This is a genomic window from Rheinheimera sp. A13L (assembly GCF_000217935.1).
Classification (GTDB): domain Bacteria; phylum Pseudomonadota; class Gammaproteobacteria; order Enterobacterales; family Alteromonadaceae; genus Pararheinheimera.
The window spans coordinates 46,810-73,398 of sequence record NZ_AFHI01000023.1; the positions used below are offsets into that span (position 1 = coordinate 46,810).

At 47.8% G+C, this 26,589-nt stretch carries 16 protein-coding genes; 7 read left to right on the top strand and 9 right to left on the bottom strand.

From position 1 onward, the window contains the following. Window positions 1-320 precede the first annotated feature (320 nt). A complete protein-coding gene (locus tag RHEIN_RS12745; RefSeq protein WP_008899383.1) occupies window positions 321-1,103 on the top strand; it encodes a Crp/Fnr family transcriptional regulator in 783 nt (260 codons plus the stop codon). A gap of 113 nt (window positions 1,104-1,216) precedes the next feature. On the opposite strand, the gene tamB is transcribed toward RHEIN_RS12745, so the two are convergent. From tamB to RHEIN_RS12765, 4 genes are all read right to left on the bottom strand, one after another. Continuing rightward, entirely contained in the window at window positions 1,217-4,978 is a 3,762-nt protein-coding gene (gene tamB, locus RHEIN_RS12750; protein ID WP_008899384.1) for an autotransporter assembly complex protein TamB, read from the bottom strand. Beyond that, the gene (tamA, locus tag RHEIN_RS12755) at window positions 4,975-6,684 is read right to left on the bottom strand and encodes an autotransporter assembly complex protein TamA (RefSeq protein WP_008899385.1); all 1,710 of its coding nucleotides are present in this window, start codon (window positions 6,682-6,684) and stop codon (window positions 4,975-4,977) included. The genes tamB and tamA overlap by 4 nt, the downstream gene beginning before the upstream one ends. Before the next feature lie 134 nt (window positions 6,685-6,818). Then, entirely contained in the window at window positions 6,819-7,988 is a 1,170-nt protein-coding gene (locus RHEIN_RS12760; RefSeq protein WP_008899386.1) for an ABC transporter permease, read from the bottom strand. Beyond that, entirely contained in the window at window positions 7,985-8,950 is a 966-nt protein-coding gene (locus RHEIN_RS12765) for an ABC transporter ATP-binding protein (RefSeq protein WP_008899387.1), read from the bottom strand. The genes RHEIN_RS12760 and RHEIN_RS12765 overlap by 4 nt, the downstream gene beginning before the upstream one ends. A gap of 451 nt (window positions 8,951-9,401) precedes the next feature. Between RHEIN_RS12765 and RHEIN_RS12770 the strand changes: the two genes are divergently transcribed. Further along, window positions 9,402-10,139: an alpha/beta fold hydrolase gene (locus RHEIN_RS12770; RefSeq protein ID WP_008899388.1), complete on the top strand. Its 738-nt coding sequence runs from the start codon at window positions 9,402-9,404 to the stop codon at window positions 10,137-10,139. 16 nt (window positions 10,140-10,155) lie between these two features. Here the strand turns inward: RHEIN_RS12770 and RHEIN_RS12775 are convergent, their stop codons facing one another. Then, a complete protein-coding gene (locus RHEIN_RS12775) occupies window positions 10,156-10,389 on the bottom strand; it encodes a hypothetical protein (RefSeq protein WP_008899389.1) in 234 nt (77 codons plus the stop codon). 288 nt (window positions 10,390-10,677) lie between these two features. Here RHEIN_RS12775 and RHEIN_RS12780 point away from each other — a divergent pair, with 288 nt between their 5' ends. From RHEIN_RS12780 to bktB, 4 genes are all read left to right on the top strand, one after another. After that, window positions 10,678-13,656 carry an ExeM/NucH family extracellular endonuclease gene (locus RHEIN_RS12780; protein ID WP_008899390.1) on the top strand — a complete coding sequence of 993 codons (2,979 nt, stop codon included), beginning with the start codon at window positions 10,678-10,680 and terminating at the stop codon, window positions 13,654-13,656. A 346-nt stretch (window positions 13,657-14,002) separates the two neighbouring features. Further along, a complete protein-coding gene (locus RHEIN_RS12785) occupies window positions 14,003-14,404 on the top strand; it encodes a hypothetical protein (protein ID WP_139056463.1) in 402 nt (133 codons plus the stop codon). Between the two features lie 94 nt (window positions 14,405-14,498). Beyond that, a complete protein-coding gene (locus RHEIN_RS12790) occupies window positions 14,499-15,989 on the top strand; it encodes a S41 family peptidase (protein WP_008899392.1) in 1,491 nt (496 codons plus the stop codon). A 242-nt stretch (window positions 15,990-16,231) separates the two neighbouring features. Beyond that, window positions 16,232-17,416 carry a beta-ketothiolase BktB gene (bktB, locus tag RHEIN_RS12795; protein ID WP_008899393.1) on the top strand — a complete coding sequence of 395 codons (1,185 nt, stop codon included), beginning with the start codon at window positions 16,232-16,234 and terminating at the stop codon, window positions 17,414-17,416. Window positions 17,417-17,488: 72 nt separating this feature from the next. Here bktB and RHEIN_RS12800 read toward each other — a convergent pair whose 3' ends face one another. Beyond that, window positions 17,489-18,091, bottom strand: a complete 603-nt coding sequence (locus tag RHEIN_RS12800; protein ID WP_008899394.1) for an outer membrane beta-barrel protein — start codon at window positions 18,089-18,091, stop codon at window positions 17,489-17,491. Window positions 18,092-18,290: 199 nt separating this feature from the next. On the opposite strand from RHEIN_RS12800, the gene RHEIN_RS12805 reads away from it, so the two are divergent. Next, window positions 18,291-19,568, top strand: coding sequence for an acetyl-CoA hydrolase/transferase family protein (locus tag RHEIN_RS12805; RefSeq protein ID WP_008899395.1), 1,278 nt, complete (start codon window positions 18,291-18,293; stop codon window positions 19,566-19,568). A gap of 44 nt (window positions 19,569-19,612) precedes the next feature. On the opposite strand, the gene RHEIN_RS12810 is transcribed toward RHEIN_RS12805, so the two are convergent. The 3 genes from RHEIN_RS12810 to RHEIN_RS12820 all read right to left on the bottom strand — a co-directional run bounded on the left by RHEIN_RS12810 (window position 19,613) and on the right by RHEIN_RS12820 (window position 26,416). Continuing rightward, the gene (locus RHEIN_RS12810; protein WP_008899396.1) at window positions 19,613-20,818 is read right to left on the bottom strand and encodes a lytic polysaccharide monooxygenase; all 1,206 of its coding nucleotides are present in this window, start codon (window positions 20,816-20,818) and stop codon (window positions 19,613-19,615) included. A 74-nt stretch (window positions 20,819-20,892) separates the two neighbouring features. Beyond that, window positions 20,893-23,967 (bottom strand): chitinase C-terminal domain-containing protein, encoded by a 3,075-nt coding sequence (locus tag RHEIN_RS12815; RefSeq protein ID WP_008899397.1) that lies wholly within the window; start codon window positions 23,965-23,967, stop codon window positions 20,893-20,895. Between the two features lie 106 nt (window positions 23,968-24,073). Beyond that, window positions 24,074-26,416, bottom strand: a complete 2,343-nt coding sequence (locus tag RHEIN_RS12820) for a glycosyl hydrolase family 18 protein (protein WP_008899398.1) — start codon at window positions 26,414-26,416, stop codon at window positions 24,074-24,076. Window positions 26,417-26,589: the final 173 nt, after the last annotated feature.

The window sequence follows — 26,589 nt, forward strand, 5'->3', positions numbered from 1 at the left end:
TAAAAACCAACATCCTGCCATGAACTGTGTTATGGTGGCTCCAGTCTGCTATTTCTAAGTCCGACTCCCACCCGGGGCTTCTTCCATAGACTTTGACTGATTTCAGTAAGTTAAAAAAACTGAAATGTTTTTAACCCATTCCCTCTCCAATTCAACCTTTAGACGTTGTGACGTACAGGCTCAGGATCCTTAGCTGCTATTTTTTTGCGCGGCAAGTTTCTTATGTGTGTTACCGCACAGAACTCATATGAATTACACCAGCATGATCTGGCCGTTTTTGCCTTGTTAGGCATATTATTCCATCTTATTTGAGGGCTTTAATGTCTACAAAAACCACACCGCAACCGCAGCAAAATCATTTGCTGGCGGCGCTGTCACCTGAAGTTCAGGCTCGTTTATTTCCACACCTTGAGTTGGTGTCTTTGCAGCTGAACTCAGTGATGTATGAGTCTGGTCGCCCTATGCGTCATGTCTACTTTCCAACAGACGCTATTGTCTCATTGCAGTACATTATGGAAAACGGTGCTACGACAGCCATTCTGGTGGTAGGAAACGAAGGTTTGTTAGGTATTTCGTTGTTTATGGGCGGGGCGAGCACACCAAACCGTTCACTGGTGCAAAGTGCTGGTCATGCGTATCGCCTGCCACGGCCTCAGGTAAAGGATGAATTTAACCGACACGGTCAGTTATTGCAGTTGATGTTGCGTTATACCCAGGCCTTGATCACTCAGGTAGCTCAGACTGCGGTGTGCAACAGGCACCATTCAATTGATCAGCAGCTGTGTCGCTGGCTACTGCTGTCGATGGATCGTTTAACCCATAACAACTTATCGATGACACAGGAGTTTATGGCCAATATGCTGGGTGTTCGCAGAGAAGGTGTGACTCACGCTGCAATAAAGTTGCAACAACAGGGAGCCATAACTTATTCGCGTGGCCATATCCAGGTGTTGGACAGAGATAAACTCGAAGCGCTGAGTTGTGAGTGTTACGAAGTCGTCAAAAAAGAAACAGAACTCTTGTTGCCTTATTTGCCGCAGCGGCAGGTCATCACCAATGTAGCTGCTATTCCTGTGGTGGTTTTGCCAACTACAAAAGCCTGAAGCATAAAGCAGTGGCAGAACACTGCTCCATTAAAACAACTCCGTTATAAGAAAGCGGCCCTCTGAATTGTTTCAGACGGGCCGGAAACTATCCCGGACTCTGCTTAAAAACCTTAATCAAACTCAAACTTGTAAAGCACATCTACGGCGCTGTCTATGCCTTGTACTGCTTCCAGATAGAAGTTTTTCATCAGCTCGTACCGTAAGGTAAATTCGCCCAAAGAGTTAAAAATACCTACACCGTATTTTAGTTGCAGTTTGGGGGATAAATAGCCGCTGACTGTTACTTGTGAGTCGTCACCCGTGCCTGCAGTATCAAGAGTAAATTGTTCAAAACCTAATGCCTGACCTAACTGGCTGACCATGCCGTTGCTGTTGGCAATGCCAAGGCCAATTAAACCGCTGGTCAGTGGGTTACTTTTGCTGTCACCGCTGCCTGACAGATCCCGTCCCATCAACAAGTAAGACAAAGCGTTGGCCTGAGGTTTGGATGGCTCGGAAAAAATCACCACTGAGGCCTGATCGGCAGGGCCGTTGACTCTGATCCCGGCTATCACGTCATCTTCAGTAGAAGAGGGGTTACGAATGGCTTCGATATTTAAAAACGGCTGATCAACAGGGCCGTTAAAGATCAGTTTGCCTTTGCGGATCAGTAAATCCTGACCGTAAGAACGGAAAGTACCATCCAGAATATTCACTTCGCCACGTAAGCGTTGTTGCTGCTCATTCTGACTAAACAACAACTGGCCTTTTAACCGGCTTTTTAAACCAAAAGCCTGTAGCCTTACTTCATCCCCTAAAATCAAACGCATTTCGGTGACTAATTTAACTGAACTGGTAACAGCTCCACGGCGCACTTCCAGTTCTTTATTCAGCAAAATTTCGTCATCTGAGATCTGTACAGCGTTTTGTGGTAAGTCATCTATGGCCAGTTCAGCACGCGGAATTTGCACTGTGCCTTGCACTGCGACCACCTGATTTTGCGCCAGTACTGTAATTTCAGGATTGATATACACCACGCCTTGCGACAAGTTCAGTGGTAATTCCTGACCACTTAGAGCCAGTCTGGCCTGATAATTTTTTAAATCAAACCAGTCGGCATAACCTGATAATTGTGCTTTGCCTTCACCACTTTGAATATCGGCGGTTAATATGGCTTTTTGCTGTAAAAAATCCAACTGCATATTGCCTTGTTCAATATCCAGTGGTGCATTGGCGCCGTGCAGTTTTACCTCAGTGACAGCGAGCTGACCGGATAACAAAGGTCTGTTCAGTGTACCGCTGGCACGAACCTGACCGTTTAAGGTGGCGACAAATTCACTTTGTTCAGGCAATAAAGTACGTAAAAAGCTTAAATCCAGCCGACTCAGGGTGAGCTCTGCTTCAAGTTTTTTATCCTCGGCGCTTAAATCCGGTAATGAAGCTGATCCTTTCAGAGAGCGGTCTTCACTAAACTGCATGTGCCAGTCGCTGGACAGCTTTTTTGGAGTCAGCTGTACTGTTGCATTCCAGCTTTGCCATGGCAGTTGCAACGGATTCACATCCGTTTGTCGCCAGCGGCCTGCTGTACCTGTGAGTTTCACTGATGCATTTAAGCCTTGTTTTTTACCCCAGTTCAGTTGCAGATCTGCGGCCGCTTCACCTGTCAGTTGTTGTGACTCACCAATAAAAGGCTCCAGCAGTGCCAGTTGAAACTGTTGCAGCTTCACAGATAAGTCGCCCTGACTGCTGCTGATGGTGCTGGGTTTTTCCAGACACAAATGACCAGGTTCAGAAGTCCAGCAATGTGCAGGTAAAGCCAATTGTTGTTTGGGCCAGTCCAGTGCTATCGGCAGAGTGTCAGCCAAAGCCCAGTGACCTACAGGGGTTTGCAGCTGAGCTTGCTGTACGCTGATCTGCCATTGCTGTTTTGGTTTAGCTGTGGCAGTTGCCTGCAGCTGGGCTTTGTAGTCAACAGCATCCAGTTGCAGTACCAGATCGCTGTTGTTTTTATTGCCTGTCATTAAAAGTTGGGCAGAATTTAACCTCTGGCCAGACAGCATGCCTTTACCCAGCGTCAGTTCGAGTTGATGATCCAGATTATTGCTATTGATTTGCGCATTCAGGCTCATGTTCTGCAAACGCAGCAGTTTTTTGTAGCGCAGTTTTTGTGCCTGTAATTTGATATCTACAGCAGGATACTTTTGTGGCCCTGTGACTTTTGCTTCAGCGCTCAGGCTACCCTGAGCACCAGCAACAGAACTGGCCAGATCTGGTGCTGTGACCAAGAGCTGCATCTGCCATTGATCTGTGACTTCACCTTCGGCTTTGATGCTGTTGTTGCCATGTTGCAGTATCAGAGTTTTGCTGCTTAATTTTTCTATATTTAAGGCTTTGCCTTTGGCACTCAGTTGGCCAGACAAAGACAGTGGCTGCTGACGCACCTGGCCCTGAATAGCTAAAGCGGGTAATTCCAGTTGCCATTGCTGCTGGTGGTAACTGGCTTTGACTTGAAGATCACCACTTAACTGGCCTGGGTACTCTTTTAGCCAGGGGTCCAGTTGCAGTTTGTCCAGCGCCAGAGTGGCATCCACTGCTAGCTCTTTGGTTAAATCCAGAGTTCCTGCACTGCTGACAGAGCCCAAAGAGGAGGTCAGGGTTAAGGCTGACCAACTGAACAGTGGCGCCTGCCATAAGGCTGTCAGCTGTAACTGGCTGTCGGGCAGTTGTGGCAATTGCTGCTGGCTTTTTACTGAAAGCTTCAGATCCGCCAATGAGCCTTGTGCATCCACTGTCACAGCCTGCAGTTTGTATAAGGTTTCACCTTGCAGTGGCCATTGTAAACTGCTGGCGTTCAGTTGCAGTGACAGCGGTAATCCGGCAGTCAGCGGGGCAATCTCTACCTGTGCTGTGGCTTGCTGAGTGCCTGTTAACTCCAGCTTGAGTTGTAACTCCTCAAGTGAACCTGCAATGCTGCTGTTAAGCACCAGTGAGCCACTGTCTGCTTTAATAAAACCCTGCACTGCAAAAGGGGTGGAGTTGGTCAGGCTAAGTTGTGCTTCGGCATTGAGCTGATGGCCTTGAAAGTCAGGCAGGCTGGTTTCCAGTCCGGTCAGTTGAAGTGCAGTTAATTCAAATTGATCAGGGTTGGCTTGCAGTGAAAAACTAAGCTGTTCTGCTGAGAATTGCTGAGCACCTGTGATTTCCGGCTGGAGTAAGGTGAATTTTTTTATACTAAGCCATAAGGGCAATTCAATGCGCTGTAACTCTGGCAGCTGATAATGCCACCAGGCTTCTGCACTGACTGTTGTGCTTTGTTGTTCTGACATTTCCGGCAACCGCAGCTGCAATTGCTCCAGCAGCGTCTCGCCCAACTGTATCTGCTGACCACCGAGTTTCAGCTCTGTGCTTAAGCTATTCAGGCTCAGTTGCAGCTCGCCTTGGTGCAAGGTCAGATCACTGATGTTCAGCTGGTTAATACTGACTTTGGGTAATTCGAGCAGGGTCTCTTCCGATTGAGCTGCAGTTTCAGCGGCTGGACTGAGTACAAGATGCACACCTTGCACTGTGGCTGTATCTATACAAATCTCAAAACGGCCTAAACAATACCAGCCTACTTTTGCTGTCAGGGTGTTGACCCTGAGCTTAATACCCTTTTGTGCAAAGTGTAGATCCGTCAGCGTAAAACCTTCGGCCAAAGTGCCGCTGATCTGGCCCAGTTGTACCGGGCTCTGTTCTGGTACCAGTTTGAGCAGGAGTTGCAAAGGTTTGTTGGTGTAAAACAACGCAACAAGACATAACAACAGCCCTAAACCTAAGGCTAAAAAGAATTTTTTAACACTAAAATCTGAACTGATGTTTTTTACATCAGGCCCTGTATTTTTCTCCACGCTCATAACTCTGGCCCCAAACTAAAATGCAACTGCAAGGCCTGGTCGGAGGGCACATCCAGTCCCCAGGCAACATCAATACGAATAGGACCAACAGGGGAGGCCCAACGCACACCTAAACCTACACCACGATAAATTTCAGCTTTGTCATTCCAGGCGCTGCCTGCGTCAAAAAATGCGGCCGCCCACCAATTGCCTGACACCCTGTATTGGTATTCCAGTGCTGCTGTTGCCAGATAACGGGCACCCAACAGATTGCCATCTGCGTCGACAGGTGAAATGGACTCGTAGGAATAACCACGAATGCTGTTATCACCACCGGCAAAAAAACGTAATGAAGGCGGCAGTTCGGTGATGGCTTCTCTGAATATGGCTCCTGCATCAAAACGCACCAGATAACGATGGTCTTCAGAAAAGGAACCGATCCAGCCGACCCGGCTGCGTATGCGCACAAAACTGCTGTCTGAGCCCCAGGCCGGGTCAGAAATTTCTGTACCAATTAAGTAACGGCTGGCTTCTGATGGCATGCTGCCACCACTGTCCCAGCTGCGGCTAAAACTGACACCAGGCATAATCAGATTCGCACTGCCTGAGTCCAGCCCTTGTTCATAGTCTTCGTACAGCCAGCGCAAGGATACTGTTCTGTACCAGTCGTCTGCCAGCAACCAGTGCCGTTCCAGAGCAGTGTTATATTCCTGACTGCGGGTATCTTCTATATCTTTATTTTTTATACCAAAGTTCAGTTTGTAGAAGTCGTTACTGACGTTTTTCTTTGGCCATTTGTAACCTGCTTCAACGGTTTGTTCTGGACCAGACAGCGCCATTCTGCTGTTAAAACTATGGCCTCTGTCATTTAGCCAGGGCCTGTTCCAGTTCAGCTTAACGCGTGGACCTAAATCTGTAGAGTAACCCACACCAGTTTCCACTGTATTACGAACTTGTGGTTCCACTTTAATAGTGACAGCCAGTTGTTGTTCGGCATTTTCCGGTTCATCGACCGTGACATCTATAGTGCGAAACCAGTTACTTTCCGCCAAACGTTGATTCAGCTCGCCAAGTTGGCTCGACAAATAAGGTTCACCGGGTTGAAAAGGCAGCAAGGAGCGCAGGCGTTCGTCACGAATTTGGCTGCCTTCAAAGGCAACTTCACCAAAGTGATAACGTGGGCCTGAATCAAATTGAATATGAATAAACCCCTGTAACAAGCGAGGTGCCACTGAGAGTTCTTGCTTGACAAACTTCGCCTGAAAATAGCCGCGGCGAAGCGCTAAAGAGTTCAGCTGGTTTTTGATTTCTTCATAGCGGCCATGATGCACCCTGTGATTCACTTTAGGGCCTACTTGTTTTACCAGTTGGATGAATTCGGGATCTGTGGAGGCTTCACCTAAAATTTCTACTTTGACGGATTTCAGCCGCAAAGCTTCACCTGGTTTAATGGTCAGCCGGAGTTTTTGTTTTTTATCTTTACCCACCAGGCTGGGTTCAATAGTCATGCGGTAATAACCCACAGCCCGACCTGCAAGTTTGACATCTTCAATGACTTTGTTTTGAAAACGTCTGGAACCCAGGTTGTTTTTCGCCGGTAATCGGTCCAGATAAAGTTCAATATTCTCGGCAAGGGGGCCTGAAACGCCCTTGAGTTCTATTTGGGGATGCGCTGCGGCGGCAGAGGCGGCAAGCAGCGCCAGAATGGCCAGAGTCCTGTACAACAAAATGCGAACTATCCTTTGTGTTAATACCGGACCAGCAAGGTCCGGCTTAGCTCTAAGAGTATAACAGTATGAGAGAGTTCAGTACGTTTTCAAACGCTTAACAGACCAATTGCGTAGACTAGTTGCCTGGAGCTCTAATCTTTAACCCTTGCAAATAAAAAGGTTTTTAACAGCAAGGACCATTCGGGTTCTTTGCCATACATACGGATCCCTAATTCAAAGACTCTGCTGGCGGCATTTTTTAGCCAGAACAGGCAAGCAATGAGTAAAACCAGAGATAACAGCCACTCCCACCAGGGCACAGACACTGTGGCCATTCGCATCGGCATAGCCGCAAAAGAAGTCAGCGGGAACAAACTGAGGATGTGCATCAGGCTACCTTCTGCATTGTCCATCGCACTGAACACTATACCCAGAGGCACGCTGGGCAAAAACATGATGATCGAACGGCTGGAATGGTTTGGATCGTCAATAGTGGCGGCAAAACCAGCCATAAAACTGTTGATGATCAATAAGCCTAAACTGACAAAAATTAAAGCGCTGACCAGTTCTGACGGGCTGATCGGCAATACAAAAATACCTTTGCCTTTCATCATAGAAATGGCCTGCAGCATGATGTAAAAAAACAAACCTGTGGTGATCATACTTTTTAAGCAAAACAGCGAAATACCTAAAATTTTGCCGTCAATCCATTCTTTGCTGCTGATCAGGGTTAATAATTGTTCAGTGACTCTTTGCTGTTTTTCCGTGGTAATGGCGGTAAACATAAAACCAAAACCTGAAAATACACCAACAACCATCAGCAGCAGCAGGCCGCCGCTGACTAATTTTTGTTCTTTGTTTTGTTGGACTGAATCTTTTTTCAGAAAAACCAGCTCTGCATCAGGCAGGTTATCTACAATCTCTTTTTGCTCTGTACTGAGCGGTAATTCGCCAATCCGTTGTTTTTGTAACCAGCTTTGCAGTTCCGGAGTCAGTTTTTCCTGCCAGCTGGCACTGGATTGCGCTGTCATCACCAGCTTATTGTCCTGCACCTGCACCACTAAGTCCCAGACTTCACCAATACCTGAGAGTGCTGTTTCTGCAGAGTCTGCAGGAATTTGACTAAAGCTATAACCACTGACTTTAGGGGCTGCGGCCTGGCTGACCAGTGCAATTTTATAGTCATTGTCCAGCCAGGTTTTTACCACTGGCCAAAGGGCGGAAAATACTAAAAAGGCCGCCAGTATAGCTATAGTGATAAGCTCTTGTTTCCATTTGAAATAACGTTGAAACTCAAAGACGGCTATAGTCCATAATTTCATGCTGCAACTCCTTCTGCATCTTTAGGCTGAGATACGGGCTGTTGTTGATTGTGTTGCTGCACCGCGGTCAGATACAACTGATGCAAACTGGGTTGAATACGGCTGAAATCCGCCAGCTCTGCCACAGCGCTGAGCTGTTGCAGTAACTGACTGACACTTACATCTGGCTTTAATGTCAGTTGGAATTTGCAGTCGTCTATGGCTTTTGCTTCTGCCACTGCAGTTAAGTGATCCAAAGCCTCAGCAGGGAGCTGCTGTTCAAAACAGACTTCAAACCATTGTTGTGGGTCCAACTGCCGGCTGACTTCTGTCAGACTGCCCTGAGCCACCAGTTGACCTTTATTTAACAGCAGCATCTGATCGGCTAAACGTTCAATCAGCGCCATCTGGTGTGCGCTTAAAATCACAGTAGTGCCACTTTGTTTTAATTCAGTCAGAATGGACAATACATGCTCCTGATTGACCGGATCCAGACCAGAAAAAGGTTCGTCCAGAATTAACAAGTCAGGTGCATGCATGACGCAGCTAATCAACTGCACTTTTTGCTGATTCCCTTTGGATAATTTAGTCAGGTTGTCGTCCATTTTTTCCAGCAGATCAAGCCGGGTGCACCAGTGAATCAAAGCTGTGCTGATCTCTGCTGTGGTCATGCCCCTTAATTTGCCAATGTAGGTCAGGTTTTGGCGTACCGTTCTGTCCTGATACAGCCCTCTGTCTTCTGGTAAATAGCCATAACAACGTTGAGGCAAAGTGCTGAGTTCTTCTCCTTTATATTCAATACGGATCTGGCCTGAGTCGGGTCTGGTTAATCCGACCAGCATACGGATAAGTGAAGATTTTCCTGCGCCGTTGGGGCCAAGCAGCGCAAAAATCTGGCCAGACTGAACGTCAAAACTAATGCCATTAACCGCTTTGACTGTGCTGTAACTTTTTTCTATCTGATACGCAGAAATCCTGAGCATGATCTGTCCTTACAAGCAAATAAGAGGGATGAGCTATCCTAGAGCGTGTTGACGTTTCAGGGTTATTTTTGCAGCAGTCTGGCCGGTTTTTATGCAAGGCAGCGCGAGTGCAGTGTAGTTATTCTACATAAACGAGTGCTAACGCAGCAGAAAGGCCGTCCAGGCGCTGCCCTCCGGGTTCGTCTGGCGGCGCCCTGAGCTTTGTCACTCGTCGCTCATTTAGAATAACTAAACTTCGCTCCTTGTTTCGCGCTCAAAGCGCCGCCAGAGCGAACAAAATTTAATCTCGAAACGTCAACACACTCTAAGCATATCAATGCACATGAGGTAACAACAACTGAAAAATGTGACAAATTATTAACCTGCACCCTGTATTCTGCTGTTGTCAGCACTTTGTCATCTGTCTCAGTTAGAATGAATTTTCTCGGGTTATCAGAGCAGGACGGGACTCATGATCATCAAAAGCCAAATGACCATAGTCGTATTGCCAGGTCTGGATGGGACCGGCACTTTGTATCAGCAATTGGCCCAGCAACTGGCTCCGGACTATGAGCTTCAGGTGATTGCATATCCTTTGGATCAGCTGTGGGGTTACAGTGAGTTACTGGACTATATCCGGCCCCAATTACCGCAAAGCCCTTATCTGCTGCTGGCCGAATCTTTTTCCGGCCCTTTGGGCATACTGCTGGCTGCAGAAAAACCACATTATTTAAAAGCTTTGGTCTTGTGCTGTACTTTTGGCCGGAATCCGTTACCTGCTATTAAAGGTCTGGCAAGTGCTGTGGATAAACTGCCATGGAATGAACTGGTGCATCACTGGACCGCATTATGGTTGCAAGGGCGTTATGCCAGTCCGCAGTTGTCTGCCTTGATGGGAAATGCTCTGATGATGGTGCCAGAACAGGTGATTAAACACAGGGCTAAGCAAACCCTGCAGGTGGATGTACTGACAGAATTTGCGACTTTGACTTTACCTATGATGTATTTGCAGGCCCGGCAGGACCGGCTTATCTGGGCTTTTAATGCAAAAACCTTAAAAAAGCTGCAACCTGATATGCAGCTTGTCAGATTAGATGCTCCGCATTTTTTACTTCAGGCCATACCAGATCAAGCGGCCTGGCAACTACAACTTTTTATCGAAGAGCATCTTGTTTCAGCGCAGCAACAACAGTCAATGCAGCTAGCCTGAGCCAGCTGCTGTGCTGTTAATGTGCTGGATTTTTATCCGACTGAGCCGTCAGTAAAAACAGAATTTTATCCATATTCAGCTTTTCATAAGGCATTAAACGCTCAGGTTTACCCTCACGCAAAATAGATAAATGATCAGCGGTAAAGGCCAGCACCGCAGTGGACGTGGTGATGGTATTACCTTCTACTTTGTACTGGCAGTGCGCCAGATCTAAAAAAGCCAGAATACGGGTACGGATACTTGTCATCATGGGTTGAGCTCCGGTGTAGCGCTTTTTAATAATAATCCCTGGTGGTGTACTACTTCTCTCACTCCGGGAGGAGTTCTCATGCAATGGCTCTGACACAAGTTAAGGTGACTTTGTTCCTTTGGCTGGATAAAAAGCAGAAAAATTACGATGAATGCAGCCTGAACTCAGTTTAGCTGCTGGTATTTTGCGATTGATTAAATAAATGTGTTCGTTTATTAATGTGTTTGTAACATTGTTAACTTCTAATGTTTGACCGTTAAAATTATAAACAACTAAAAAGTGAACTCCATGAACATCAAAAATTTATGCGCCGTTGCTGTTGCACTGGCGCTCAGTCCACAGCTGCAGGCTGAACTACTGATCTCCGAATACGTTGAAGGCTCGTCCAATAACAAAGCGATTGAACTGGTGAATCTGGGCACTCAGAGCCTTGATTTGTCGCAGTACAAGCTGCAGATGTTTTTTAATGGTAACACCACAGCTGCAACAACTATTAATTTGACCGGTACTTTGGCACCAGGCGCTGTCTATGTGATTGCCAATAGTAATTCAGTAGCGGCGTTAAAAGACAAAGCTCAATTGCTGAATAGTTCATCCTGGTACAACGGTGACGATGCGTTGGTGCTCTCCAAAGGCGAGCAGGTGATTGATTCTTTTGGTCAGGTTGGCTTTGATCCGGGCAGTGCCTGGAATTCAGCTGGCGTCTCTACCATAGATAAAACTTTAAGACGCAAAGCCTCAGTTACACAAGGGGATAACATCCCTGCGGACCTGTTTGATCCTTCTTTGGAATACGAGCAGTTTGCTCAGGATGATTTCAGCGATATAGGTTTTTATAACGGCTCAGGCCCTACAGATCCGGAAGAACCCGAGCCGGAAGAACCAGTTTATGTGCATGGCCAGTGTGGTGATGCTGTCACCTTTATTTCCGCTATTCAGGGCGAGGCAGATGAATCGCCACTGAAAGGTCAGACAGTTTCTGTCGAAGCAGTAGTCACAGCCAGCTATCAGGAGACCAGTGGCTTAAAAGGCTTTTTTATTCAGGAAGAAATGGCCGATCAGGATCAAAACCTTATGACCTCTGAAGGGGTGTTTGTTTACGACAACCTGTTTGGTAAATTGGTGTCAGTGGGTGACAAAGTTCGTGTCAGCGCCGTGGTCGAAGAGTCTTTTGGTCAGACTCAACTGGCGAAACTGGTGGACTTAACCGACTGTGGTGAAGGCGAGGATATAGCCGCTGTTGCTGTGACTTTACCTGTCAGCAATTTAAGCCAGCTCGAAGCGCTGGAGGGGATGAAAGTTCGCTTCACCGAACGCCTGACGGTCAGTGATAACTATGGTTTAGGTCGTTACAACGAGCTGACCTTATCTTCTGAACGTTTGTATCAGCCGACACAAATTGCATTACCAGGAGACGCAGCAAAAGCTGTAATGGCTGCCAATAGCCTGAACAAGCTGGTGCTGGATGACGGTTCTAATCTGCAGAACAAAGATCAGGTGTATCCTGCGCCAGGTTTATCGGCCAGCAATACCTTGAGGGTGGGTGATGAGGTGCTGCCTTTTGATGCGGTGCTTGGTTATGGTTTTAGTAAATACCGGGTGCACCCTCTGAGCGAACCTGTATTTATCAGCAGTAATCCACGCACAGAACAACCTGCCATCAGCAAAGGTGATTACCGTATCGCCAGTATCAATGTGCTGAATTATTTTAACGGTGACGGCACTGGTATCGGCTTCCCAACAGCCCGCGGTGCTTCCACTGCTGTTGAATTTGCCAAGCAGCGCAGCAAAATTATCGCTGCTATTTCTGCGATGAATGCCGATTTGGTCGGTTTGCTGGAAATGGAAAACGATGGTTTTAGCGAGCAGAGTGCCATTGCAGATTTAGTTCGTGGTTTAAATGAAGAAGCGGGTGCTGATGTCTGGGCTTTTGTTGATTTTGCTATGCCACAGGTAGGAACTGACGCTATTACGTCGGCTATTATCTATCGCAAAGATAAAATGACTCAGGCTGGTCTGGCTGCTGTTACCACAGCTGTGCCTTTTGATTATGGCAACAGGGCGCTGATTAGTCAGAGCTTTAAAGTGCAGCAATCTGCTGAATTATTGAACTTCACTGTGGTGCATTTACGCTCCAAAGGCAGTTGTCCAAAAGATAAATCTGATCTGGCCAATCTGGACTCCGGCGATGGACAAGGCTGTTGGAATGCGGTGCGTCTGCAGGCTGTACAAGCCATGCACAACTGGTTAGCAGGTTTCCCTACAGGTGTCGAAACCGACAATAGCGTGATAGTAGGTGATTTTAATGCCTATATGCTGGAAGACCCTATCCGGGCTATGAACGATGCAGGTTATGTGCAGTTAAGCCAGCAGGCGCATGGCAACAAAGTCAGCTCTTATCAGTTTAATGGTGAGTCGGGCAGTCTGGATCATGTGTTCGCTGCTGGTGATATCCGAAGCCGGGTGGCCGAAGTGACAGAGTGGGCGATCAATGCGGATGAACCTATTATTCTGGATTACAACGAAGAGTATAAATCTGATATAGCCAAAGCGAACTTCTATGCGCCAGACCCGTTCCGCTCTTCTGATCATGACCCTATGGTGATGTCGGTTTATTTTGCTAAACCTGTAGTGCAGGACCAGTTTTTTATGCTGGACGAGCAGGCTGCACCAGGCACAGTCGTAGGGCAGATTGTCACCAGTTCTGCTGTGGCTATTAGCCGCTATCAATTGTCAGGCGAACAGGCTGCACTCTTTACTATCAGCGCCACAGGTCAGTTGATAGTGGCTGCAGGTGCGGAACTGGACTATGAAAGCCGTCAGGTGCTGCGTTTTGACTTAACAGTACAAACTGAATCCGGCTTAGTGTCTGAACCTGCCACTATTGAAGTACAGCTGAATGATTTACCTGAGTTGCCAGTGCTTATGCTGGAAGGTTTACCTGTAGTGATTTCCGATCATAGTAAACCAGGTACTTTGCTGGCGACTGTTACAGCACAAGCAACAGGTAACAATGCTGTGATTGAAAAAATCCAGCTGATTGAAGGTGATAAGTATCTGGTACTGAAAAATGGTCAGTTAACGCTGAAAAGGAAACTGAATGCCAAACATCAGCCAGAGCTGCGTTTCAGTATCAAAGCTACTGACTCTTTAGGTGTCAGCACCAGTGTTACTTATGTGATTGAAGTGAAAGATGGCAAAAGTAATACAGTGTTGGAATGGGTGATTTCGGTGATCAACAAAGTCTTAGGTTGGTTATTTGGTTAATTAATATTTAGCCTGAAACACTATGAATTACAGCCACCGCAAGGTGGCTGTTTTACATTTTGCTGTCCTGCAAAATGCCTGTTCAGGCCAGCGTCGCTGCGCTGTGCTGTTAACAATCGCTCCCGACTATTGTTTTACATTTTGCGATCCACAAGGCTGTTTTCCGCCATATGGCAGATGGTGCTGCCTGTCAGTAAAATTTTATGCTAAAAGGAACCTAATCATTTATCCTGAGTCTGGTGTCTCAGGTTGTAAACTCAAATCTGGGAAAACAGATTGATACGAGGAAAATAGTCATTTGAAAACAAGGTATTGGATACTGTGTACAGGCGCAGCTGTGCTGCTGATGGGATGTTCATCAACCGATCACAGACGTTCAGCTGCTCCTGCAATTTTTACTGCTTGTGTGCATCCGGATCAGAGTAAACAATTCAGCTATCGCAAAGGCCGTCCTCTGCAAATAGAACACAAAGTGATGATGCAGCGCATGGCGACAGAACGGCAAATGCAACGGCGCTCTGGCCGTCCTGCCAATGCCGATCGTTATGATAAAGAGATGGGAGAAGGCCCTTTGTATGATGAACTGGCTGAGTTAATGCAAACAAAACAGTTTTGTAAAGAAGGCTACTTTGAACTCGACAGCAGCTTTGAACATGGTTACGAGCGGATTATTGGTGAATGTAACGACAGCGCAACGGAGCAGGAAATGAAAAAGCTGGCTTTATGTGGCCCTGCCGACAGGTTATAGAACGCTTTGCTATGGCTTGTTTCATCGGAATGTTCTGCGTTAAGTTGTAATGCAATACTTTGAAAAATATGGAATTAGTGAAAAGGAGTTTCATGTGAACCGTTTCTTTCTTGTACCTCTGTTATGTTCTGCCTTATTCAGCTTTGGTTCGTTCTCTGCTGCAGAGCCACAAGCTTCGTTATGGCAACAACTGGCCAAAACGGATCTGGATTATGTGTATCAGCAGATCAAAGCCAATCATCCGGGCGTGCTGGATACAGAAAACCCGGCTTTTATATCCTGGCTTGAGCAGGGGTACAAGGAGGGGCAACAAGCGCTGAGCAGCGTGCAAAATCTGAATGATCTGATGAATATACACAGGCGTTATTTTGCTGGTTTTGCCGATGGACATTTGTATTTACAACTGGGTTATCAGCGTAACTTTGTACAATGGCCTGGTGTGATTGTGCAGTTACGACAAGGTAAAACAACAGTCAGTTCCGCCAGTCAAAGCTGGTCTGAGCCTTTACCTGCTGTGGGCGCTGAACTGGTGTCTTGCGATGGATTAACTGCAGATCAATGGCTGGATCAACGCATTTTACCCAACAGGTTTAATTTACCAGTGTTAAAGGCAGCTCGTTTGCTGTACACGCCCTTTCTGTTAAAAGATGAGGGGGTTGGAAATTATCCTAAAGCACAGCAATGCATTTTTGCTGAACAAGGCCAACTCCGGGAATATAAGCTGGTGTGGCGGGGCACAGACGAAAGCCAATGGCGCGCTGCATTATCTCCTTATGTCACCACAGAACAATTCAGCTTCAATGCATTTGGGAAACAAAACTATTGGCTGACTATCCCGGGTTTTTCACCAAACCAAACGGAGCAACAGCAACTAAAGGCCGTGATCAAGCAGCTTTCTGAATTGCAATCGGCGGAATGGGTTGTGTTTGATATGAGAGGGAACAGAGGCGGCAACTCTCAGTGGGGGAGGGATTTGGCCACTGCTTTGTATGGTGAGGCTTATGTTAAAAATGAACTGAAACGTTTTCCGGATCAGTCCATGGCCTATTGGCGAGCCAGTGCCGAAAATACGGCGGATATCAGAGGTTTTTTACCTGATTTAGCACAGCAGTTTGGTAAAGACTCAGCGGTTTTTGCAGAGTTTAGTCAATTGACCGAGCGTATGACCAAAGCTGACGCGCAACATTTAGTGCCACAGCGCCTGACGAAACCGAATGAACATAATAAGAATCCAACAGTGCAGTGGAAGGCAATCCAGCCCAGGGTGCATACCAAAGTGATTTTTTTGACCGATATCCGTTGTGGCAGCGCCTGTCTTGATTTCGCCGATATTATGCTAAGACTGCCCGGTGTGATCCATGCAGGCCAGCCTACCTGGGCTGATACTTTGTATATGGACATTCGCACTGTGCAGCTGCCAAGCAAACTGGGCTATTTTTCGATCCCACAAAAGCTGTATCGCAACAGACCCAGAAGCAATAACCAACCTTATGAGCCTGAAGCAGAATGGACTTTTAGCGGAGATATCCAGGCGGATGCAGAACTTAAGAAATGGTTATCGGAAAAAATACAGAACAACATTTAATATTTAAAAAACGACGACTCTTGAGTCAATCGAAGCTTCATAGTGTCGGGAAATTATTTTTTCTGGCTGTTGGAGTGAGCTGAGTTGCTTGCTTTCGGCCTGCACCAGCTACAAGGCGTATAACTAAGGTACAGCCCTTGTATTCCAACAAAGCAAAGCGCAGTGATCAGTGGCAGGTACAGCCCCAACTGGCATAAACTGCTATGACGACTAGTGAATCATCTGTTTAGTATGGGATCCGTATGCAACTTTCTGATGTGGTTATTCTTAGCGGTGCCCGCACTGCTATTGGCAGTTTTGCCGGCGCTTTGTCTTCGTTAAGCCCTGCAGACCTGGGTACTGTGGCGGCTAAAGCGGCCATCAGCCGAAGCGGTGTAACGGCAGAGCTAATCGACCATGCCGTTTTTGGCCATATTATTACTACCGGAACAGAAGATGCGTATTTAGCCCGTCATATAGCGCTGAATTCAGGTTTGTCTGTGACCAGTGCTGCATTTAACGTCAACAGATTATGTGGCTCAGCCTTACAAGCCGTTATTTCTGCAGCCCAGTTAATCCAATTAGGCCAAAGCCAGGTTGCTCTGGCCGGTGGCGCTGAAAGTATGAGTAACGGCGCTTATTTGTTACCAGCAGTGCGTAAAGGTTTACGCTTTGGGCATGGAGCTGTAACAGATTTAACCCTGGGAATTTTGTCCGACCCTTTTGGTACTGGTCATATGGGCCTTACTGCTGAAACTATTGCAGCTCACTATGGCTTTGGCCGCAGTGAGCTGGATGCTTTTGCCTGCGAAAGTCAGCGCCGTGCCGCTTATGCGCAGCAGCAAGGCTACTTCGATGAACAAATTGCGCCTGTAGTGGTTCAGTCCCGCCAGAACGAACTCTGGATAAAACAAGATGAACATATCAGGCCTGATACCACAATGGAGAGTTTAAGCCGCCTCAAAGCTGCATTTAAAAAAGACGGTCTGGTGACTGCCGGTAATGCCTCCGGCTTAAATGATGGCGCCGCCGCTTTGGTGTTAGCAAGTCGCAGTGAAGCCAATCGTCTTGGCGTAAAAGCAGCAGCCCGTTTATTGGGATACAGTTTTGCCGGAGTAGAGCCTGCTCTGATGGGACTTGGGCCTATACCCGCAGTGCAAAAACTGCTGAGTCAGACCGGGCTTTCGTTGCAACAGATTGATGTGATTGAATCTAACGAAGCTTTTGCATCACAGGCTATGGCCGTCAGCCAGACTTTGGGTTTTGATAACGCGAAAGTAAATCCAAACGGCGGAGCTATAGCGCTGGGCCATCCGGTGGGGGCGACTGGGGCTATTTTAGTGGTAAAAGCTTTGGCTGAATTACAAAGAACAGCGGGGCGTTATGGCTTGATCACCATGTGTATAGGCGGTGGGCAGGGTATAGCTTTATTGATTGAACGACTCTGATAAAAGAAACCCCGGTTTAGCTTTTCTCCTTAAAAGGATTCAAAAGTCTGAACCGGGGTTCCAGGGGACTCATCAGAAGTGGTATTTCAGACCCAGAGCCACGCGGCTATTATCCATATCACCTTTTTCGTCTTCGATTTCTATGCTGTATTGCATAAAGTCAGCACTAAGTGTGACATCCAGTTGTTCTGTGATGCTATAAGCAGCGACTAAGCCGGCAGAAAACGCAATTCCAGAATCAGAAGCCATAGTTCCGCCAGCTCCGATTTGTTCAATGGCTAATTTAATATCTGTATCCCAACGAACCAATCCGGCGCGGCCACCAAAAGACCAGTGTCCTGCCATGCGGTCCGTCATATACTGCGCATGTAAACCCAATCCAGTGCTGTCTGCTGAAATAGTGGCGTTATACATAATGTCATCGCCAAAAGTGTCAGAAAATTCAATAACATCAGCATTACCATAGTCGATATAGCTCAGGCTGGCAGACCAGTTAGGACTGAATTGGTAGCTCAGGCCTAAAGAGGCTGACGTTGCATTGCCTGCATCTCCTTCGGCAGACTGGCGGGCAGAGCCTAAATCTGCTGTGACTGCAAAGCCAGTTGTTTCAGCTAAAGTCAAAGGGGCAGCAGAAAGTAAAGGTAGTGCTATCAATAGTTTAAATGCGTTTTTCATTACAGTTCCTTATGTATTTTTTGCGCCCGAAGTGTAAGTTGATTGGTGTTGTGGTGTAAATTGTTGTTTTAAAAAAGTTTGTAAACATTTATGTAGCAGAAAAACAACCTGAACAGAGCTTGTGTTGATCTTTATCAGTATTTGCCTGATGAAAAGCGACTAAACTGCGGTTATCTTCCTTCCCTGACTCAGGACTTTTATGCGTTGTTATTCGGCCGAACAAGCTCTTTCTTTGATCCAAAATGATGAGAACATTTGGTGCCATTCGATGGCAGCAACTCCCTATGCCATGCTCAATGGCCTTGCCCGTGTTGCGTTGGAAAAACAAAACCTGACCTTACTTAGCCTGCATACAGAACACAGCGAAGCTTTATGTTCACCGGAATTAAAAGGCCACTTGCGTCAGCGGGTGTTTTTTGTTGGCAGACCCAGTCGACCAGCTGTGAATGCAGGGCTGGCTGATTATGTACCTGCCTTTTTATCGGAAATTCCTAAGTTATTCCGCAGTGGGGAGCAAAAACTCGATACCGCTATTATTCAGGTATCGCCGCCGGATAAACATGGCTTGTGTAGCCTTGGTATTTCAGTGGAAGCCACCAGAGCTGCTTTGCAGTCTGCGAAAAAAATCATAGCGCAGATCAATCCGAATATGCCCCGTACTCATGGCGATTCATTTGTGCATCTGAAAGATTTTGCGGCTTATGTGGAGCTCGAGAGTCCAATTCCGTTGCATTTACCTGCTGTTGTGGACCCGGTGACAGCACAGATAGGCCGTCATGTGGCGAGCTTAGTGCGCGATGGCGATTGCCTGCAAATGGGCATAGGGGCTATTCCTGATGCCACTTTAGCTTGCCTTGGCGACAGGCAACATTTAGGTATTCATACCGAAATGTTTTCTGATGGCGTTTTACCTTTGCTGGAAAAAGGCGTGTTTACCAACCGCAATAAGAAAAAACATCCGGGCAAAATAGTCACTACTTTTGCGATGGGCAGTCAGGCTTTGTATGACTTTGTGGATGACAACCCTGAAGTGGTGTTTTTAGATGTGGCTTACACCAATGACACTGCTGTGATCCGGCAGAATCCACAGGTGATGGCAATCAACAGTGCTTTGCAGGTCGATTTATCCGGACAGGTGTGTGTGGATTCACTCGGAACCCGCATTTATTCAGGAGTGGGCGGGCAGATGGATTTTGTGCGTGGCGCTGCTTTGTCCGAAGGCGGACGATCTGTCATTGCATTACCAGCCACTGCAGCAGGCGGCACCGTGTCCCGTATCAGTTCTTTATTGGCACCTGGCGCTGGGGTAGTAACGACCCGGGCTCATGTGCATTATGTGGTGACAGAGTTTGGAGTGGCAAACTTGCGGGCGCGCAGCCTGACTGAAAGAGCCAGAGCTTTAATTGATATAGCGGCCCCCCAATTTCGCGAGCAATTAGCTAAAGCTGCTTATGAAGATTGGGGTTTGCTGGTCTAGAGCAAAGACTGAAAAAGCCCTGAGTTCACCTCAGGGCTAAGTGCTTAAATTGAACAAATCAAAGTCCAGCTGCTGTCTGAGCCCGGTATGGATTGAGTCCACCAGTTGGCGCGATAGACTTTATTCTGATAGGACAGATAGTCGCCTTGACTGGCATGGCTGGGCTGGCCGCTCCAGTCTTTTTGTGGCCAGTTGGGGTAGGCAAAAATCTGAGCTGGATCCAGGCCAGCACAGCCCGGTGTTGTGGTTTCTGCTGGTTTCAGATCCAGATTCACAAAGTGAGTGTTATTACTCAAATAAAAGCGGTTTTGTGCAGGGGTTGGCTGCACTGTGATCAGGGCATTTTGTTGCAAACCAATCTGCAGCAAAGTGCTGTGTTGACTATTAACCAGCTGAGCTAAATCCAATGCCCATTGCTGATTGATGGCAGTTGTTTGCGTGATCAACAGACTTTGTTCCATCAGTTCCTGACCTGAGCTGTCAAATACACGCAGTACCGCAGTTTCACCTGCAGAGCCTGTCTGCCCTGAAGTTAAGAAGGGGCCTTTGTCAAACCAGACGGGCTCTGGAACCGGGTCCGTGTTGCTGTTGACCAGCAATAAATCCGAGCAGTTATAAAAGCCTTCTCCAGCTGCGTCTTCTCTTTGCCAGCGGGTATAAAGTACGGCTTTGCCCTGACGATCAGCAGGCAAGCTGATGTTCAGCAGATAATATCCCGCTTGTGCTGTGATATCCGCTTGCTGGTGGATCAACTGTAATTTATCCCAGCTTAAAAGCTCTGTGGCCGGGTCAAAATCGGCGCTGGATAAATACACTTGCCAGTAGCTGGGGTTATGTGGCGTTGTGGCTTTAAACTTCAGTTGCAGGCTGTTTTGTTGGCTTAGATCAATAGTGCTGTAGTGCCAATGCGCTGAAGGTGCATCCATTCCTGCTTTGCGTGGGTCGCCGCCAGCACAAAGCAAGCCAGTGGTCAGTTTGGCTTTTACGGCGTTGATATCCTGATAGTTGGCTACATTGCTGGAAAATTCATGGTGCTGACTCAGAGGGTATTCGCCGGATTGCACAAAAGCGGCACGACAGGCGAGGTTGGGTATGCCAGAGCCATCGGCGGGCCACCAGTAACCGCCATCTTCTTTGCAAATTTGCTGCCTTGCTTTTGGGTACTCCACATAACCATGGGCCTGACTTTGAAAAGAACAGAGCAGGGCAAGCAAGCTCAAAGTTCCGGTGACTAGTTGTGATGTTTTCATAACAGATCTCCTTAAAAAGGCGCCGGAGTCAATCCGGCGCTGCGAAGGCTAAAGAAATTCGCTTTGGTGCAAACTTAAGAAGCGGTGCAGATCAGGGTCCAGCTGCTGTCTGAACCAGGTACTGAGTTAGTCCACCAGTTGGCTTTGTAAATCAGGTTCTGATAACGAATGTAGTTTCCACCTGCAGCATGATTGCCTTGAGGCCATGCCGGGTAGGTCACTACAGTCGCAGGTACGCCAGCGCAACTGCCACCGTTATTGCCACCATCACCGCCAGAGCCACCACTGATGGTGCCTGCTGGTAATTGTGGGTAGTCCTGTTTCAGCGCAAAAGACTCTGTACCCACAGTGATACGCCAGTTCGACGGCATAGGGATAGGCAGGTAGTAGTTCAGTGTCATCTCCAAAGTGGCGCCAGCAGCTAAAGGACTGTGGCCCGGCAGGGTGAATTCCACTCTGTGGAAATCATTGTCCAGACCGCCAATGTTGTTGCCTGAGCTGTTGGAGCCATTTTCAATCACAGTGGTACCCAAACCGCTTTGATCCGTCACGTTATTGCCTGTTGCTGTGGGCACATCAAAGCTGATTTTTGTGCCACCAGGTAAGGTTTGACCGCTGTTATTCACCAGTGTCAGTTTAGGATTCAGCGGGTAGTTTGAGTCACCTAATTTAAAACCACCCAGACTGACTTTCAGATCCAGACTGCTGGCAGGTAAAGGCCGTGGGTCACGCTGATTGCCGTACAACGAAGCTGTTTTAAATTTGTTGTAGAAGATGCTGGTTAAATCATCGCCAAAACCATATTCACCTGTGCTGCTGTTGTAGCTGTAATCACCCGCCAGCTCCCAAAACATTACACCGCCTATGCCTCGCTCGATAATGTAATCGGCTTTGGCGGCAATACTGGTTTCATCTTCAATCGACAGGAAGACTTTTTTGGTAGGGTTCCAAAGCCATGGCGCAACCAGCGTGCTGTCGTAATGGTGCTGATAAGTGCCAATCAGTTGATCTTCAGGCTGATTGACAGGGTCCAGGCCATAAATGCCGGCATAACTGCCTAAGATACCGGCCTGCAGGTTTTTGGTATGCCAGAGTGGGTTGGAACCAGCAGGCATTTCATTGCCATCTTTGCCCAAATCATGCCACAGGTTGTCTATGCCTACAGCACCACTGCCACATTGGTTTTGAGCTGAACCGCCCGTACCGGCAGGGCACTGATTCTGGTTTGGTAGTGGTGCTTTACCCCATAAACCATGGGTTCCGCCTGTGACATTGTTCCAGCCGCGACTGTAATAAGGCACACCTATATTGATGCGGCCCGCTTGCATAGCGCCACGGAAATAGTGGTAAGCCCAGTCGGTATTTAAGTAGCCGAGATTTTGGTACTGCGCCGAATTGTAGTAGTTCCAGGTCGCCAGCTCGTTGTCTTGTCCATCATCAAACAAGGCTGCATTAGGCCCAACATACTGATTCCAGGCACCGTGCAGGTCGTAGGTCATAATGTTGACGTAATCCAGATACTGAGTCACAGGAAAAGCTTCCATGCCACGCAGCAGATAACCTGAAGAAGGCGAGGCTATGGTCAGCAAATAATGTTTGCCATCCGCCACTGAAGCCGCATCCAGTTTTTCTCTTAAGGTTTTCATCAACACCACATAAGAAGCCATCAAACCGCCACGACGGGCATTTGCTATGGTGAAATCATCCGGGTTGCCCGAGTCTTTCATGGTCGAAGGGTACTCGTAGTCAATATCGGCCCCATCAAAACCATAAGTGCGCAGGAAACTGACGACTGAATCGGCAAAGGTATTGATGCCGTTGTAGTTAATGCTGTTGTCCGCATTGGTGGTCATGCTGTAGAAACCACCGCTGGCCACACGTTCACCTGCATCATTAAAGAAACCACCTGTTTCAGCCCAGCCGCCAATGGAGATCAGTGTTTTGACATGCGGGTACTGTTTTTTGTATTTATTCAGCAGGTTAAAGTGGCCTTTGTAGTTAAATTCCGGGTCCATTTCTGCCCCTGTCACTCCAGGCCATTCCATACCAGTGGCCGCATTAGCTGCACTTTGGGTATTGCCTATGCCCACCTGATTGCTGGCATTTACATGAGCGAAGGCATAGTTAATGTGACTGATTTTACTCCACGGAATATTAGGCACTAAATAAGTGGGTTGGCCATTAGCGCCATTGCGCCAGCTGGTAAAGTAACCAATGATACGGCGTTTATGATCGGCGCCCATCAGCTCACGGCCATTGCTGTCGTAGACTGTGCAATAAGGTATATCCAGATCAGGCGTGGCATACAAACCATCAGGACGACAAGCGGCATGACCACTTTGTTCATCCATCACATTAACCAAAACCGAGACTTCGCTGCTTGCACCAAGATTGTCTGTGGCCACCACTCTGAGTTGCTGCTGACCCGCAACAGCTGTCCAACTGGTGGTATAAGGCGCTGCGGTTTGTTCTGCCAATAAGCTGGTGCCGAGATAAAACTGCACTTTGGCCACAGTACCATCGCTATCACTGGCAGAGGCACTGATTAAAATCGTTTCGCCTGTTCTGTATTGGCTGTTGTTGGCAGGAGAGGAGAGACTGACTTGTGGCGCCTGATTGCCAGGTGTGCTGGTCACGCTAAAAGCAATAGTGCTGCTTTGAGTGCTGGCATTTTCATTATCAAAAGCCACAGCATAAAGCTGATGGTTACCTGCAACCGCAGTCCATGGGGCCTGATAAGGGCTGCTGCTGTCCGAACTTAACAGCTGATTATTCAGATAAAAATCGACTTTGCTGATACTGCCATCCGGATCTGTGGCATTGGCACTGAAGCTAATCACAGTACCAGTGGCAAAGCTGGTATTGGCAGCAGGGCTGGTGATACTTGCAACAGGCAATTGATTTTCGGCTGCCCCATCGCAACTGCCGACTAAAGTCCATTCCTGATAAGGGTTTGAATACAAAGCCGGATCACGGTTTTGGTTCCACCAGTTGGCTTTGTAAGCTTTGTTTTGATGTTTCACCTGATTATTGGTGACATAAGTGCCGCCGGCATCCCATGAAGCCAAGGGCGCGCAGTCGAGCGCAAGACTACTGAAACTGCTCAGGCTGAGTAGCCCACACAGATAAAGTTTTTGTACCTGTTGCATAATGATTCTCTTATTTTGAGTTGTGACCAGTGCTGTTGTAAAAAGCTCATGTAAAAAAACAGCGGGTTCTGACTCTGGAAAAGACAGACCCGCTGCTGCTTTGACGTTATTGCGCCGGATGGCCTAAACCTTCGTGCATAGCGTTGAGGATATGGCCGTTGTCTGCATCCAGTTCCCAGGCAAAAATGCCGCCCAGTTGGTGCTGCAGCACATAGTTGCCTTTGGCTTGCACAGAACGTTTAGTGTCGAAGCTGATTAAAGTGCCTACTGCGGAATTCCAGACATAGCTGGCTTTGGCCGTGTCGTCCCACAGCAGACTAAAACCATTGGCTCCGGTGCCATTGACGCCACCCATATAGTCGGCTTCGATTTTTTTATAGTCTTCGATACCTGCTTCCCAGCTACCGCTGATGCCAGCGCCGCCAGTGCCGGTAAACGGATTATTACCGCTGACGTTACTGACATTTTTCCAGCCGCGGCCATACATAGCTGCACCTAAGGTGATTTTGCCTGCAGGCACCTGACGTGACAGTAAATGCTGTACTGCTTCGTCTGCACTAAAACCTGGCAATGGAGAGTTTGGATTGGGGTATAAAGTAGCCTGATGGCCTAACACACCGTTCCAGGCACCGTAATAGTCGTAGGTCATCAGGTTGATGTAGTCCATGTACGGATGAGCGGCTTCCCAGTCGACCAGTTGCAGTTTTTGTACACCACCACTCATGGCTGCAGTGAGCTCATAAGTACGGCCTGTTTCCACACTTAACGCATCCAGCGCTTGCCGTAAGTCACGCATCAATAATGCAAAACCAGCACCGTCCTGGGGAGATCCCAAAGTAGGGTGGGCACCACCGCCGCCAGGGAATTCCCAGTCGATATCCACGCCATCAAAGAAGTCGTAGGTTTGGATCATATCGACAATGGACTCTACAAAAGTGGCGCGGGCCTGAGCATTCACACCTATGGTGTACAGCGGATCAGACAAGGTCCAGCCACCGACTGAAGGTAAGATTTTCAGATTTGGATGTGTTTTTTTCAGACGGTACAGCTCGGCAAAAATACCCCGTATCGGCTGATCCCAGGTGTCACCCGGGTAGGATTTTTCTAAAGCAGCAAATTTGTCATGCACCACCACTGTGTAATCCGGTTTTCCGGCACATTGCGCCATTAACGCGCTGTACCCTTGTGGATTGGCATCATTCAGTGAGCTATTTGGGCCACAAACCGGAATAAAACCATAAAACAGGTGGGTCAGGTTTTTGGCTGGAATATCAGCAACATGGTAATTGCGGCCATAAATGCCCCATTCAACAAAATAGCCACCCACCATTTTTCCTGTGCTGTTGCTGTGGGCTACATTGTTTTGTTTTAAAGGCTGAGGGTAGGCGCCTACATTGATATCAGTCCAGGGGTCAAAACCATCGTCGCCACCGCCAGTATCACCGCCACCTGCATTACCGCCGCTGACGATGATGGCTCTGCTGTCACTGTTGGTGCAATTTTTTATTGCGCCTTGCACGTTACACAACTGCACGACAAAGTTATAAGTTCCTGCTGTTGTGACTGTGCTTGAAGTACTGCCACTTTGTGCGCTTGAGCCGTTAGGCGTCAGGCTGGCGCTGTAAATCTGAGTGCCGTTTTGTAATAAATTCCACTCATTGCCGTTGGTTCCCCACCACATACTCCAACTGATAGGGATACTGACCTGACCGTTGCTTAAACTCAGGCTGGTTTCCTGCCAGTTTAGTGAAGGTTTAGCCGGAGCCGGGATTGAACCTGTATCACCGCCGCCTCCGGTATCACCGCCGCCTCCGGTATCACCGCCGCCTCCGGTATCACCGCCGCCTCCGGTATCACCGCCGCCTCCGGTATCACCGCCGCCTCCGGTATCACCGCCACCTCCGGTATCACCGCCACCTCCGGTATCACCACCACCTCCGGTATCACCACCACCTCCGGTATCACCACCACCTCCGGTATCACCACCACCTCCGGTATCACCGCCAGCACCGGCAGCTACCTGAATTAGCCGGGCGTCACTACTGGTACAACTTTGTTCGCTGCCTTCAAGGTTACAGAGCTGAACAATATACTCGTAGCTGCCAGCAGCTGAAACGGGCACAGTAAAACTACCATTTTGGGCGTTCTGGCCGTTTTTAGTCAGGGCTGCACTGTGAATTTGCACGCCGTTTTGGCTGAGGATCCACTGATTGCCATTTGTGCCCCACCAACTATCCCATTGAATAGGAATACTAATTTGTCCATTAACCAGGCTGACATTGCTTTCTTGCCATGCCAGTTGTGGTTTTGCAGGGGCTGCGGGAGCGGCTATAAGCTGTGTGCTGCAAAGCAGGGCTGCGGCCGCTGCAAAAGTCAAAGGTTGACGTAATCTGGTATTGAGCTGTTGTGCCCCGGCCTTTGCAGGATGCTGAATGAAGGTCGTTAACATGGTTTCTCCGGTCTTTTTGTTTATAGCAATAGTTTGCTTGTGTATGCCGATGCAGACACTGACCACGGACCATCCTTCTCCCAGTGCGTTACCAGCGCATTAAAAATTAGCTCAAATGACACCGCTGTCAATTAATGATCATTTCTCTTTGATGATAAATTTATGATAATTTG

What these genes read in the sequence shown, in the direction of transcription:
- RHEIN_RS12770 (WP_008899388.1), top strand. Translation starts at nt 9,402, where the DNA reads ATGATCATCAAAAGCCAAATGACCATAGTCGTATTGCCAGGTCTGGAT.
- tamB (WP_008899384.1), bottom strand. Translation starts at nt 4,978, where the DNA reads ATGAGCGTGGAGAAAAATACAGGGCCTGATGTAAAAAACATCAGTTCA.
- RHEIN_RS12785 (WP_139056463.1), top strand. Translation starts at nt 14,003, where the DNA reads ATGGGATGTTCATCAACCGATCACAGACGTTCAGCTGCTCCTGCAATT.
- RHEIN_RS12745 (WP_008899383.1), top strand. Translation starts at nt 321, where the DNA reads ATGTCTACAAAAACCACACCGCAACCGCAGCAAAATCATTTGCTGGCG.
- RHEIN_RS12775 (WP_008899389.1), bottom strand. Translation starts at nt 10,389, where the DNA reads ATGATGACAAGTATCCGTACCCGTATTCTGGCTTTTTTAGATCTGGCG.
- bktB (WP_008899393.1), top strand. Translation starts at nt 16,232, where the DNA reads ATGCAACTTTCTGATGTGGTTATTCTTAGCGGTGCCCGCACTGCTATT.
- RHEIN_RS12805 (WP_008899395.1), top strand. Translation starts at nt 18,291, where the DNA reads ATGCGTTGTTATTCGGCCGAACAAGCTCTTTCTTTGATCCAAAATGAT.
- RHEIN_RS12815 (WP_008899397.1), bottom strand. Translation starts at nt 23,967, where the DNA reads ATGCAACAGGTACAAAAACTTTATCTGTGTGGGCTACTCAGCCTGAGC.
- RHEIN_RS12765 (WP_008899387.1), bottom strand. Translation starts at nt 8,950, where the DNA reads ATGCTCAGGATTTCTGCGTATCAGATAGAAAAAAGTTACAGCACAGTC.
- RHEIN_RS12760 (WP_008899386.1), bottom strand. Translation starts at nt 7,988, where the DNA reads ATGAAATTATGGACTATAGCCGTCTTTGAGTTTCAACGTTATTTCAAA.
- RHEIN_RS12780 (WP_008899390.1), top strand. Translation starts at nt 10,678, where the DNA reads ATGAACATCAAAAATTTATGCGCCGTTGCTGTTGCACTGGCGCTCAGT.
- RHEIN_RS12800 (WP_008899394.1), bottom strand. Translation starts at nt 18,091, where the DNA reads ATGAAAAACGCATTTAAACTATTGATAGCACTACCTTTACTTTCTGCT.
- RHEIN_RS12820 (WP_008899398.1), bottom strand. Translation starts at nt 26,416, where the DNA reads ATGTTAACGACCTTCATTCAGCATCCTGCAAAGGCCGGGGCACAACAG.
- RHEIN_RS12810 (WP_008899396.1), bottom strand. Translation starts at nt 20,818, where the DNA reads ATGAAAACATCACAACTAGTCACCGGAACTTTGAGCTTGCTTGCCCTG.